Here is a 12,451-nt window from a genome sequence, read left to right as displayed (position 1 = left end):
CTCATTTCGAGATCGCTTGCGTGAGGACCGAGGAGCCGGCGGCGATGCGACTGGAACCCACACCCGAACTGGAGGCCTTCCGGGGCAAGGTGCGCGCCTTCGTGGCCGAGCACGCGCCGGGCGTCAAGGCGCACGCCGGGGTACGTGCCCCCGAACCGGAGCTGATGCCGGCGATCCGGGCCTGGACCGCGCGGCTGTACGAGGCGGGGCTGCTCGGCATCGACTGGCCCGCCGAGTACGGCGGGCGGCCCGACGCGCACCCGCTGGAACCGTCGGTCGTCGCCGAGGAGATCGCCCGCGCCCGCACCTGGGCCCCGGTCGGCGCCGCCTCGCTGGCCTCGGCTGCGCTCATCGAGTTCGGCACCGACGCCCAGCGGACGCGGTTCCTGCCCCGCATCCGCTCCTGCGACGACGTCTGGTGCCAGCTGTTCAGCGAGCCCGAGGCGGGCAGCGACCTGGCGTCCCTGCGCACCCGGGCCCGTCGCGAGGGCGAGGGCGGCGACGCGGTGTTCGTCGTCGACGGCCAGAAGGTGTGGACGACCAACGGCCAGCACGCGGACATGGGTTACCTGCTGGCGCGTACCGACACCGAAGCGCCGAAGCACAGGGGCATCACGGCCTTCGCGCTGGACATGCGCAGCCCGGGCGTCGAGGTACGGCCGCTGCGCGAGCTCACCGGGACCACCGACTTCAACGAGGTCTTCCTGGACGGCGTCCGGATCCCGGCGGCGAACGTGATCGGCCGGGTGGACGACGGCTGGCGGGTGGCGATGAGCAGCCTCGCCCGGGAGCGGTCCGGGGTGGCCGCGCGCGGCGTCGAACTGGTCGCCGCGCTGGAGGACCTGGTACGGCTCGCGGAGGAGGTGCCGGCCGGCGGCCGGCCCGCGCTCGACGACGCCGCCACCCGCCAGGAGATCGGCGAACTCGCCGCACGGGTGCAGGTGAACGCCGCGCTGATCGCCCTCGCGCAGTCGCGGATGCTGCACGGCACCGAGGGGCCCGCGGACGCCCTGCTGGGCAAGGTCTTCTTCAGCGAACTCAACCACGACCTGGCCGACTTCGGCCTGCGCCTGCAGGGTACCGACGGCCTGCTCACCGAGGACGACCCGGCGGCGCTCGCGGCGGGCTGGTGGCAGGACGCCCACCTGTACTCACGGGCGTACACGATCGCGGGCGGGGCGAACGAGGTGCTGCGGACGCAGATCGCCGAGCGGGGCCTGGGCATGCCCCGGGAACCCCGCTGACCTGGCCGGACACACGGCCTCCCGGCCTGGATCCCATCAAATGGACCGCACGGTCGATATGCCGCCGGAACGTGTGCGCAATATTGATTGTACCGACCGGTCCACGTATGGTGCCCTCAATTGTGCTGCCGAGAGAACGAGGGAACCATGAGCGAGAGCATCGCCGGGACCGATGCCGCCACGGAGCTGCCGGAGTTTCCGACGCCCCGATCGAGCCAGTGCCCGTTCGCACCCCCTCCGGCCCTGCTGGCGCTGCACGAGACAGACAAGGCCGTCGTACGCGTCCGGACCTGGGACGGCACCACCCCGTGGCTCGTCACCTCGCACGCCGCGCAGCGCGAGCTGATGACCGACCCGCGGCTCAGCGCGAACATCGGCGCCCCCGGCTATCCGCACACCACCGAGGCCATGAAGGCGCACGCCGCCGAGATCCAGCCGTCGATCAACAACACCGACGGTGCCGAACACACCCGCTGGCGCCGGATGCTGACCAATTCCTTCACCCGGCACCGGATGGAGAAGCTCCGCCCGGAGATCCAGCAGATCACCGACGACCTCATCGACAAGATGCTGGCGGGGCCCAACCCGGTCGACCTCAACGAGGCGCTGTCCCTGCCGCTGCCCTCGCTCATGATCTGCGCGCTCCTCGGCGTGCCGTACGAGGACCACGACTTCTTCCAGGAGCACGCCGGGGTCACCAACGCCCGTTTCAAGACCCCCGAGGAGGCGGCCCAGTCGATCGTGGAGGTGCGCCGCTACATCGCCGGGCTCATCGAGGCCAAGATGGACAACCCCGGTGAGGACGTCCTCTCCGACCTCGGCGCGCGGATCAAGGAGGGGGTGCTCTCCATGGAGGAGGCTGCCCCGCTCGGGCACATCCTGCTCGTCGCCGGCCACGACACCAGCGCCAACATGATCACCCTGGGCACCGCGCTGCTGCTCCAGCACCCCGACCAGCTCGCGGCGCTGCGGGAGAACCAGGACGACCCGAAGTACGTGACCAAGGCCGTCGAGGAACTCCTGCGCTACCTGACCATCCCGCACCTGCTGGCGCGGCGCGCGGTGCTGGACGACATCGAGATCGACGGGGAGACCATCCGGGCCGGCGAGGGTGTCATCGCCTCGCTGCCCGCGGCCAACTGGGACCCCGAGGCGTTCCCGGAGCCCGGCCGGCTCGACCTGACCCGAACCGCGGCGCACCACCACGCGTTCGGCTGGGGTCCGCACCAGTGCGTCGGCCAGCAGCTGGCCCGCATCGAACTGCACGTCGTCTTCAGCACCCTGTTCCGCCGCATCCCGGCCCTGCGGCTCGCGGTCGACGTCCCGGAGCTGAAGTTCAAGGAGGACTCCCAGGCGTACGGCATCTACGAGCTCCCCGTCACCTGGTGACCGGCGCCCCGGGAAAGGAGACATCCACATGGCGACGATGAAATCCGTCCGGACCGGCACGGAGAAGGACACGGTCGAGGTCGTGGAGTCCGAGCGTCCGGTGCCGGGCCCCAAGGACGTGGTGGTCAGGATCCGCGCCTGCGGGATCTGCGGCACCGACACCTTCTTCGTCCACGCGGGCGGCACCCCGTACAACGCCGACGGCTCGGTGGAGCCGCTGCTGCTCGGGCACGAACCGGCCGGCGAGATCGCGGAGCTGGGCGCCGAGGTCACCGGGCTGAAGGTCGGCGACCGGGTGGTGGTGAACCCGCAGGGCGTGCCCTCGGGGATCATCGGCTGCGGCGGCGCGCACGGCGGGATGAGCGAGTACCTGCTGCTGGAGGACGCGGAGATCGGCCGGACCCTCGCCGTCTTCCCGGACACCGTGCCCTTCGCCGTCGCCTCGCTCAACGAGCCGATGGCGGTCGCCCGGCACTGCGTCAACCGGTCCGGGGCCCGCCCCGACGACAAGGTCGTGGTCTTCGGTGCCGGGCCCATCGGGCTGGGCGTCACCATCTGGCTGAAGCTGCGCGGGGTCGAGCACGTGGTCGTCGCCGACGTCATCCCCGAGCGGCTGGAGACCGCGCTGGCCGTCGGCGCCGACGCGGTGATCCACTCCGGCACCGAGGACGTCACCGCACGGCTGACCGCACTGCACGGCGAGGCGGCCAACGCGCTGGGCCAGCCGCGCGCCGGCACCGACATCTACATCGACGCCGCCGGTGTCGCCGCCGTCTTCAACACCACCGTCGACGCGGCCAAGTGGGGCGCCAAGCTGGTGATGGTCGCCGTGCAGAAGCCCTCCGACGCGATCGACCTCGGCGGGATGCTGCGCAGCGAACTCACCCTCATCGCCTCGCAGGGGTACCCGACCGAGATCTTCGAGGTGACGGCGGAACTCGCCGAGCACCAGGAGCGGTTCGCCCGGCTGATCAGTCACCGGGTGCCGTTCGCCGAGGTGGACCGGGCCTTCGAGCTGGCGCTGACTCCGGGCGCCGCGGAGAAGGTCGTCGTCACCTACGACGACGAGGCGTGAGCGGGTGCTGCTGCGGACGGCGTAGTCCTACCTCGCCGTCCGCAGCAGCATCGCCCCGGACGGCACTCCCCCGCCCGCCGTGACCACCGCGACGCGGGCGCCCTCGACCTGGCGGCCCGGGGCGTCCCCGCGCAGTTGCAGCATCGCCTCGCGGACGAAGCCGTAGCCGTGCAGGCGGCCGGCGGAGAGCTGGCCGCCGTGCGGGTTCAGCGGGAGCCGTCCGTCCAGGGAGATGGTCTTGCCGTCGCCGATGAAGTCGGTCGCCTCGCCCGGCCCGCAGAAGCCGAGGCCCTCCAGCCAGGACAGGGCGTTGAAGGTGAACCCGTCGTAGAGCAGGGCCACGTCGACGTCCGCCGGGGTGAGATCGGTGCGGGTCCACAGGTGCGCGGCGGGGCCGCGGGACTGCGGCAGGTGGGTGAGGGTGTCCTGGTCCCAGCTGAGCCGTTCCAGGACCGCCGTGCCGACGGATTCGACCAGCACCGGCGGCCGGGGGCGGTCGTACGCCGTCTCGATCGCGGAGACGACGACGGCCACCGCTCCGTCGCAGGGCACGTCGCAGTCGTAGAGCCCGAACGGGGTGGTGATCATGCGGGCGTCGAAGTAGTCGTCGAGGGTCATCGGGTCGCGGTGCAGGGCCTCCGGGTTGCGTCCGGCGTTCGTCCGCGCGGTGACCGCGATCGCGCCGAGGGCCTCGCGGCCGACGCCGTAGCGGTGCAGGTAGTGGGAGGCGTGGCAGCCGATCCACTGCGCGGCCGACATCGCTCCGAAGGGGGCCCGGAACTCGAACATGCCGGTGGCCGGGCCGCCGCCGGACTGCCAGCGCCCGGCGCGCACCAGGGCGCTGTGGGAGGACTCCCACACCGTGCGGAAACAGAGCACGTGCCGGCACAGGCCGGCCGCGACCGCGAGCATGCCGGCGGTGATCGAGCCGATCTGGCCGGGCACTTCACGGGCGCCGTTGACCCAGGTGGGGCGCAGCTGGAGGGCTTCGGTAAGGGCGGTGACGCCGCCTTCGCTCATGCCGTCGGGGCCGGGCCCCGGGTAGGTGGAGAGCCCGTCGATCTCGTCGAGGTCGAGGCCCGCGTCCGCGACCGCGGCCAGGCAGGCGTCGACGGTCAGGGAGAGCGGGTCGACCATCAGGCGGCGTCCGACGCGCGACTGGCCGACACCGGTCAGGGCGACCCTGTCCTCGTACTTGTCCGGGGAGGCCATGGGGCGGGCGCGCACCTCGCGCGGTCGAGGCAGCGGGCCGGGGCCGTCGGTCTCCAAGTCCGGTTCGAACAGCGGGAGATGCACGTCACCGTGGTGCTCGAAGCGGACGCGGACGCGCATGCCGACCGTCACCTCGTCCGGCGCGCAGCCCACGATGTTGGTGGTCAGGCGGGCCCGGTCGTCCTCGGCGAGGGCGACCACCGCGACGACGTACGGCGGTGGGAAGTCGGGCAGCCAGGTCTGGTGGTTGACGCTGAAGCCGACCACGACCGCCCTGCCCGAGACCGGGGCGAGGGCCACGGAACGGCCGCGGCAGGACGGGCACACGGGCAGCGGTGGGTGGAAGTACCGGTCGCAGTCGGCGCAGTGCGGGATCCGGAGCACGCCGTCGGCGCCGGAGGCCCAGAATTCGGCGCTGGCGAGGGTGGGTTGGGGCAGCGGGCGGGTCGTCACAGGAGCTCGACGATGGTCGCGTTGGCCGTGCCGCCGCCCTCGCACATGGTCTGGAGGCCGTAGCGGAGGTTCTCACGGCGCATCCGGGCCAGCAACCGGGTCATCAGGATGGCACCGGAGCCGCCCAGCGGGTGGCCGACGGCGATCGCCCCGCCGAGCGGGTTGAGCCGCTCCGGGTCGGCGCCGGTCTCGGCGAGCCACGCCAACGGCACCGGTGCGAAAGCCTCGTTGACCTCGTAGGCGCCGATGTCGTCGAGGGAGAGCCCGGAGCGGCGCAGCACCTTCTCGGTGGCGGGGACCGGGCCGAGGAGCATGGTGATCGGGTCGGCGCCGCTGACGGCTCCGCTGTGGTAGCGGGCGATGGGGGTGAGGCCGAGGTCGCGGGCCCGCTCGGGGGTGGTGACGAGGAGGGCGGCGGCCCCGTCGGAGATCTGGGAGGAGTTGCCGGCGTGGATCACACCGTCCTCCTTGAACGACGGCTTGAGCCGGGCCAGTGTCCCGGGCGAGGTGCCCCGCCGCAGCCCCTCGTCCGTACCGAACTTGGTTCCCTCGACGTCGATCGGCACGAGGTGGTCGTCGAAGACGCCCGCGTCGATCGCCGCCGCGGCCTTCGCGTGCGACTCGGAGGCGAACTCGTCGAGGCGGGCCCGGCTGAACCCGTACCGTTCGGCGATCATCTCGGCGCCGAGTCCCTGGCTGAACTCGGCGCCCCCGTAACGGGCGATGGCGGCGGGACCGTACGGCTGCCCGGTCGTGCGGTGCGAGCCCAGCGGCACCCTGCTCATGGTCTCGACTCCGCCCGCGACCACCACGTCGTACTGGCCGGCCATGACGGCGTGCGCGGCCTGGTCGACGGCCTGCTGGCTGGAGCCGCAGGCCCGGTTGACCGTGACGGCCGGGACGTGTTCGGGCCAGCCCGCGGCGAGCACCGCGAACCGGCCGACGTTGCTGGACTGGTCGCCGATCTGGGTGACACAGCCCCAGACCACGTCGTCCACGGTGCCGGGGTCGATGCCGGTGCGCCGCACCAGCGCCCTGAGCACCTCGGCCGACAGGTCCGCCGCGTGCACCGACGCCAGCGAGCCGTTGCGCTTGCCGATCGGGGTGCGTACGGCGTCGACGATGACGGCGTCTCGCATGTCAACTCCTAGGTCGGGTCATCGGGGTATGTGTTCACCCGGGCGTGGGTTCACTCGGGCATGGGTTCACCCGGGCGTGGTTCACCCGGGAACGGCACGTCCCAGTCGTGGAACACGGCACGGGTGTCGGCGCCGACGGGCGGTGCCGCGGGGCCGGGGCGGGCCGGGGTCGCCGAGAAGCGGGGGGCCGCGGCGGGCTGGAGCACGCCGTCGCGGGTGAACAGGCTGGCGCGGGCGGCCAGATGGGGGTGGGAGGCCGCCTCGGTGAGGCTCAGGACGGGTGCCACGCAGGCGTCGGTGCCCTCGAACAGCGCCGCCCACTCGTCGCGGGTACGCTCGGCGAAGCGCTCCGCCAGCAGCTCCCGCAGCCGCGGCCAGGCCGAGCGGTCGTGCTGCCGGTCCGGGTCCACGTCGAGGCCGAGCAGCTCCACCAGGCTGCGGTAGAACCTGCGCTCCAGTGCGCCGACGGCCACATGGCGGCCGTCCTTCGTCTCGTACACGGCGTAGAAGGGCCAGCCGCCGTCGAACCGGTTGACGCCCCGCTCGTCGCGCCACTCGTCGCGGGCCAGCTTGGCGAAGGTGCTGGCGAGCAGGTGGGCGGTGCCGTCGACGATCGCCGCGTCGACGACCTGGCCCGCGCCGGTGCGCCCTACGGCGTGCAGCGCGGCCAGTACCCCGATCACGAGGTAGCAGCCGCCGCCCCCGAAGTCGCCGACGAGGTTCAGCGGGATCCGCGGCGGGCCGCCCGCCTCGCCGATGGCGCCGAGCGCGCCGGTCACCGCGATGTAGGTGAGGTCGTGTCCGGCCGCGGCGGCGAGCGGTCCGTCCTGGCCCCAGCCGGTCATCCGGCCGTAGACCAGGCGGGGGTTGCGGGCCAGGCAGTCGTGCGGTCCGATGCCGAGCCGTTCGGTGACCCCGGGCCGGAACCCCTCGATCAACACGTCCGCGCGCGCTACGAGTTGCAGCAGTGCCTCGGCCTCGGCGGGCCGCTTCAGGTCCAGTACGACCGACCGCTTGCCCCGGTCGAGCACGGCCGCCGGTCCGCCCGCGTCCGACTCGGCCTCCCGCCCGGGCCGGTCGACCCGGACGACCTCCGCACCCAGGTCGGCGAGGAGCATGCCGGCGAACGGTCCCGGTCCGATCCCCCCGAGTTCGAGGACCCGGCATCCGGCGAGCGGCCCGGCCGCGTCCGCCGAGGTCCCGGCCCGGCCGGTGGCCCCGGCTCCGGACGTCATCGTCAGCGGCCCTTCCAGGCCGGCGCCCGCTTCTCCGCGAACGCCGCCGCCCCTTCGCGGGCGTCCTCGGACTGGAACACCGGCTCGGCGATGTCGAACTGCCTGCCCCACGCCTCGTCCAGGGTCCAGTCGGCCGTGGAGCGGGCGATCTGCTTCGTCGCCGCGACCGCCAGCGGGCCGTTCGCCGCGATGGTGGCCGCGAGTTCGAGGGCGCCCTCCAGCGCGCCGCCCTCCTCGGTGAGCCGGTTGACCAGGCCGTACGTGGCCGCCCGCGCGGCACCGATCGGCTGGCCGGTCAGCAGCAGTTCGAGGGCGATGGCGTACGGGATGCGGCGCGGCAGATGGAGTGCGGCACCCGCGCGGGCGACCAGCGAGCGGGTCACCTCGGGCACGCCGAGCCGGGCGGTGCGGGCGGCGACGACGAGGTCGCAGGCCAGCAGGAGTTCGAAGCCGCCCGCCAGGGCCCAGCCCTCCACGGCGGCGACCAGCGGTTTGCGCGGCGGGGTCATGCTGATCCCGCACAGGCCGCGGCCCTCGATCGCGGGGGTCTCGCCGCGCAGCCACGCCTTGAGGTCCATGCCCGCGGAGAACGTGCCGCCGGCACCGGTGAGCACACCGACCCGCAGCTCGTCCGACTCGTCCAGTTCGTCGACCGCAGCCGCCACGCCCTCGGCCACCGCGGCGTCCAGGGCGTTCTTCACCGCCGGGCGGTTGATCGTGATGAGCTGCACCGCGCCACGGCGCTCCACCAGTACCTCGTCGGACACGTCTACCTCCTCGAACGGTCGCCGGTCACGGCGAATCGGGTCAGTTCATGGGCGACCATGCCGTCGAGGTCCGCCGCGGGCGGCGCGGGGAGTTCGACGGCGTGGTCGCGGGTGGGCAGCAGGACGACGGCCGTGCCCGGCGTGGTGACCTCGCCCCGCTGGTTCTCGCAGCGCACTTCGATGTCGACCTCGGCGCGCCCGTCCGCCAGGCGTTTGCCGACGACCGTGCCGCGCACCCAGGTGGTGTCGCCCCGGTAGTTGAACCTGCGGTGCTCGCAGCGCAGTCGCCACAGCCAGCCGTCGTCGCCGATCCAGTCGGTGAGCAGATGGCACAGCCAGGTCTCGCGCATGCCGCCGTAGTCGTAGGGAGCGGGCAGGCCCAGTTCCCTGGCCCGTTCCGGCTCCCAGTGCAGCCGTTGCACGGTGTCGGGGATGTTCAGCGGGTTGGGCGGGTAGAGGCCGGGCGCCTTGCGCCGGACCCTCGCCGCGATCCCGAACGCGCCGGGCGGGGTGAGCTGCATGCCCCAGCCCAGGTGCCAGACGACCACGTCGGTGGTGGTCAGGGGCCCCTTCACGCGGGGCTGGAGCTCCTCGCCGATCTCGACGTCCTCCCAGTACCGCGGCGCGGCGCCGCGCCGGGTCTCGGCCGCGTAGGCGGCGTCGATCTCCTTCAACTCGGCTTCGTTGTAGGGCTGTTGGACGAGCTGTTCCTTGGCCCGCTGCTTCGAGGTGTGCCGCTCCGCGTTGATCCAGGTGCCCCGCCGCAGGGCGTGCATCTCGCCGCGCCCGTTGGCGTAGAGGTAGTCGTTGACGACGTGGGCGGTGCGTCCGCCGAAGCGGCTGGGTTTGAGGTCCACGCCCACCTGGGTCTGCAACACCCGGCAGCGGTCGCCGCGTTGCAGCGGGCGCCACCACTCGAACTCCATCACCGCCTGGTAGGAGCCGAGTCCGGCGAAGGGGTCGCCTCTGAGGAGCGCCTTCGTCCCGGGGTCGGGTGCCGGGGCGGCGTCCTCGCCCATCGTGTAGAGGAAGGTGGGCGGCGCGAGCAGGGTCCCCCAGCGGGTGCCGGCCGCGTAGTCGGGGTCGCAGTACAGGGGGTTGTCGTCGCCGTAGCCGTAGGCGAAGTGGCGGGCGGCGTCCCAGGTCACCTCGTAGTTGTGCGGGGGGTTGCGCTGGGGGCGGGGGACGCCGAGGCGGAGCCTGGAGCGTTCGACGGCTTCGTCGGTCAGGACGCCGAACCGCTCCTCGGTGTCCGTCATCGCTGTTCCTCCTTCTGTCCCAGGCGGTCCCGGACCAGGCCCAGCAGCTCCACCCGGCTGACCTTGCCCGAGGGGGTCCGGGGCAGTGCGCCGAGGACGACGACGTGTGCGGGCACCTCGTAGGGGGTGAGCCGGCCGCGGCAGAGGGCGACGAGTTCGGCGGGGTCCGGTGCGGGCCGGTCCGGCTCGGGCTCGACCGCCGCGACCGGCACCTCGCCGAGCCGCGCGTCCGGCAGTCCGGCCACGGCCGCCTCCCGTACGGCCGGGTGCGACTCCAGGACGCGGCGGACCGCCTCCGGCTGCACCTTGAAGCCGCCGCGGATGATCGCGTCGTCCGCGCGTCCCTCGATCCAGACGAACCGGTCGGCGTCGATCCGGGCGAGGTCGCTGGTGCGCACCCACACCCGGCCGCCGTGCGTGCTCTGCTCGGTCCTGACCTCAAGACGGCCGGTCCGGCCGACCGGCAGCTCGGCGCCGTCCTCGCCGGTCACCCGCAGTTCGACGCCGTCGAAGGCGCGTCCGGCGCTGCCCGCCTTGCGCTGCCACCACCGCGCGTGCAGCGGCAGCGTCCAGCCGGCCACGGCTCCGGCGAACTCGGTCGCCCCGTAGGTCATCAGGACGGGCACGCCGTACGCGCGGAAGAACGCGTCGGCGAGTTCGGCCGGGCAGGGCGCGGTGCCGGAGGTGACGACCTGGAGGCTCGCCAGCCGCTCCTTCGGCACCCTCGCGTCGAGCACGGCGCGGATCGCGGCCGGGACCAGGCTCGCCGCCCGCAGCCCGTGCCGCTCGACCGCGTCGGCCCAGGCTTCGACGGCGAACCTGGGCATCAGCAGCATGCGGCGGCCGGTCGCGAGACAGGCGAGCGCCCGCCACAGGCCGCCGATGTGCACCAGCGGGCTGGACACGAGGGAGGCCGACGGCGACAGCAGGCGCTCCGCCTTCGGGGTCTGGCCGCCGGAGACGAGCGCCTGGTCGAGCTGGCCGATGCGCAGGTTGACGCGTTTCGGGGGGCCGGTGGTGCCGGAGGTGAGCATCTCCACGGCGACGCCGGGGTTGGCCGGGGCGTCGGCGGGGGCGGTGCCGCCGGCCTCCTTCAGCGTGCCGTCCGGGCCGAGCCGAAGCGCCGCGCCATGGGCGGTCACCGCCTCCGGCACGCCGGCGCGGGCCAGTGGTTCGGCACCGGCGACGACGACGGGCAGCGCGCAGCGGTCGATGTCGGCCGCGAGCCGCTCGGCGGGCTGGAGCGGGCTCAGCATCACCAGGCAGCGCCCGGAGGCGATCACCGCGGCGACCACGGCGACGTGCTCGGGGCGGTTCTCCAGGACGACGCCGACCCGGCCGCCGGGCGGCAGGCCCGCCTCGTCGAGGAGCGCCATGACACCGTTCGCGGTGCTGCGGACCTGTCCCCAGGTCCACCACTCGCCGTCGTACTCGATCGCCTCGGCCTCGGCGGCGGCTTCGCCGAGCAGCCGGGACAGGCGGTCACGGATTCCCACGTGCGTGGCCTTTCGTCGCCTCGGGCGCGCAGATGCCGACCAGCCCGGCCAGTCGCCGGCGGTGTGCCGCCGGGCTGCCGAGGAGCTGCTCGGAGGACTTCGCGCGTTTCAGATGGAGGTGGGCGTCGTGCTCCCACGTGTAGCCGATGCCGCCGTGGATCTGGATGTTCTCCTTGGCCGCGTGGGTGTAGGCGTCCGCACAGCAGACGGCGGCGACCGCGACGGCCGCCGCCCGCTCCTGCCGCTCCTGCGGGTTCGCCGCCGCCACGGACAGCGCGTGGTAGACCGCCGAGCGGGCCGCCTCGACCTTCAGGAGGGTGTCGGCGCACTTGTGCTTGACCGCCTGGAAGGAGCCGATCGGCCGGCCGAACTGGACGCGGACCTTGGCGTACTCCACGGCCGCGTCCAGGCAGGCCCGGGCTCCGCCGGTCTGTTCGGCGGCCAGGGCGACCAGCGCGAGGTCCGTCACCCGGCGGAGGTAGGCGGTGGCGGCGTTCCCGGCCGGTGGGCCGACCGGCAGCGCCGGGGCGCCGTCGAGGTCGATCCGGGCCAGGCGCCGGGTCGGGTCGAGCGTCTCCAGCCGGGTACGGTTCACCCCGGGTGCCGTGCCCTCGACGGCGAACAGCCGGGGGCCGGTCGCCTCACGGGCCACGACCAGGACGAGGTCGGCGCCGTGGCCGTCGACGACGAACATCTTCGTGCCCGTCACCCGCCAGCCCCGGCGGACGTCGCCCGGTTCGGGTACGGCCTCGGTCCGCACGTCCTCGACGTGACACGACCCGCTCTCCTCGGCCAGCGCCAGCGTGCCGGTCAGCGAGCCGTCGGCGATGGCCGGCAGCCAGCGTGCCTTGGCCGTCTCGTCGCCGGAGACCGCGAGGGCCTGGCCGGCCAGGGCGACGGTCGCGAAGTACGGGGAGGGCAGCAGAGCCCGGCCCAGTTCCTCCAGGACAAGGCCCGACTCGACGGGTCCGCCGCCGAGACCGCCGTACTCCTCGGGCAACGCAAGGCCGAGCAGGCCGAGTTCGTCCGCCATCCGCCGCCAGAGCGCCGGGTCGTATCCGTCCGCGGACTCCATCGAGCGGCGCACGGCCTCGCTCGGCGCCTTGTCCGCGAGGAAACGGCGCAGTGTCGCGCGGAGTTCCTCGTGCTCCTCGGTGAACGTCGGTGCCACGGCCGTCCCGT

Annotated in this window: 10 protein-coding genes; 3 read left to right on the top strand and 7 right to left on the bottom strand. The window is 73.5% G+C overall.

Features of this window, described 5'->3' with window-relative positions; genetic code table 11:
* The first annotated feature begins 44 nt into the window (after positions 1-44).
* The 3 genes from AB0D74_RS36205 to AB0D74_RS36195 all read left to right on the top strand — a co-directional run bounded on the left by AB0D74_RS36205 (position 45) and on the right by AB0D74_RS36195 (position 3,708).
* On the top strand, positions 45-1,244 hold the full coding sequence (locus AB0D74_RS36205) for an acyl-CoA dehydrogenase family protein (RefSeq protein WP_362596377.1): 1,200 nt from the start codon (positions 45-47) through the stop codon (positions 1,242-1,244).
* A 147-nt stretch (positions 1,245-1,391) separates the two neighbouring features.
* Entirely contained in the window at positions 1,392-2,633 is a 1,242-nt protein-coding gene (locus tag AB0D74_RS36200; protein ID WP_362596375.1) for a cytochrome P450, read from the top strand.
* Positions 2,634-2,661: 28 nt separating this feature from the next.
* Complete coding sequence (locus AB0D74_RS36195; protein WP_362596373.1) at positions 2,662-3,708, top strand: alcohol dehydrogenase catalytic domain-containing protein; 1,047 nt, start codon at positions 2,662-2,664, stop codon at positions 3,706-3,708.
* A 27-nt stretch (positions 3,709-3,735) separates the two neighbouring features.
* Here the strand turns inward: AB0D74_RS36195 and AB0D74_RS36190 are convergent, their stop codons facing one another.
* From AB0D74_RS36190 to AB0D74_RS36160, 7 genes are read right to left on the bottom strand one after another with little or no spacing between them, the layout of a single operon-like run.
* Positions 3,736-5,373 (bottom strand): OB-fold domain-containing protein, encoded by a 1,638-nt coding sequence (locus AB0D74_RS36190; protein ID WP_362596371.1) that lies wholly within the window; start codon positions 5,371-5,373, stop codon positions 3,736-3,738.
* A complete protein-coding gene (locus AB0D74_RS36185) occupies positions 5,370-6,512 on the bottom strand; it encodes a thiolase family protein (protein ID WP_362596369.1) in 1,143 nt (380 codons plus the stop codon). The genes AB0D74_RS36190 and AB0D74_RS36185 overlap by 4 nt, the downstream gene beginning before the upstream one ends.
* Before the next feature lie 50 nt (positions 6,513-6,562).
* The gene (locus tag AB0D74_RS36180) at positions 6,563-7,747 is read right to left on the bottom strand and encodes a CaiB/BaiF CoA-transferase family protein (protein ID WP_362596367.1); all 1,185 of its coding nucleotides are present in this window, start codon (positions 7,745-7,747) and stop codon (positions 6,563-6,565) included.
* 2 nt (positions 7,748-7,749) lie between these two features.
* Positions 7,750-8,514, bottom strand: coding sequence for a crotonase/enoyl-CoA hydratase family protein (locus tag AB0D74_RS36175; RefSeq protein WP_362596365.1), 765 nt, complete (start codon positions 8,512-8,514; stop codon positions 7,750-7,752).
* A 2-nt stretch (positions 8,515-8,516) separates the two neighbouring features.
* Complete coding sequence (locus AB0D74_RS36170) at positions 8,517-9,773, bottom strand: MaoC family dehydratase N-terminal domain-containing protein (RefSeq protein ID WP_362596363.1); 1,257 nt, start codon at positions 9,771-9,773, stop codon at positions 8,517-8,519.
* On the bottom strand, positions 9,770-11,269 hold the full coding sequence (locus AB0D74_RS36165; RefSeq protein ID WP_362596361.1) for a fatty acid--CoA ligase family protein: 1,500 nt from the start codon (positions 11,267-11,269) through the stop codon (positions 9,770-9,772). Before AB0D74_RS36165 ends, AB0D74_RS36170 begins: the two co-directional genes overlap by 4 nt.
* Positions 11,256-12,440 carry an acyl-CoA dehydrogenase family protein gene (locus AB0D74_RS36160; RefSeq protein WP_362596359.1) on the bottom strand — a complete coding sequence of 395 codons (1,185 nt, stop codon included), beginning with the start codon at positions 12,438-12,440 and terminating at the stop codon, positions 11,256-11,258. The genes AB0D74_RS36165 and AB0D74_RS36160 overlap by 14 nt, the downstream gene beginning before the upstream one ends.
* Positions 12,441-12,451 lie beyond the last annotated feature (11 nt).

The sequence above is a fragment of the Streptomyces sp. NPDC048278 genome (genome assembly GCF_040652195.1).
Lineage (GTDB): Bacteria > Actinomycetota > Actinomycetes > Streptomycetales > Streptomycetaceae > Streptomyces.
The sequence above is the reverse complement of the archived record's forward strand: the minus strand, read 5'-3'. Positions and strand labels throughout refer to the sequence as shown.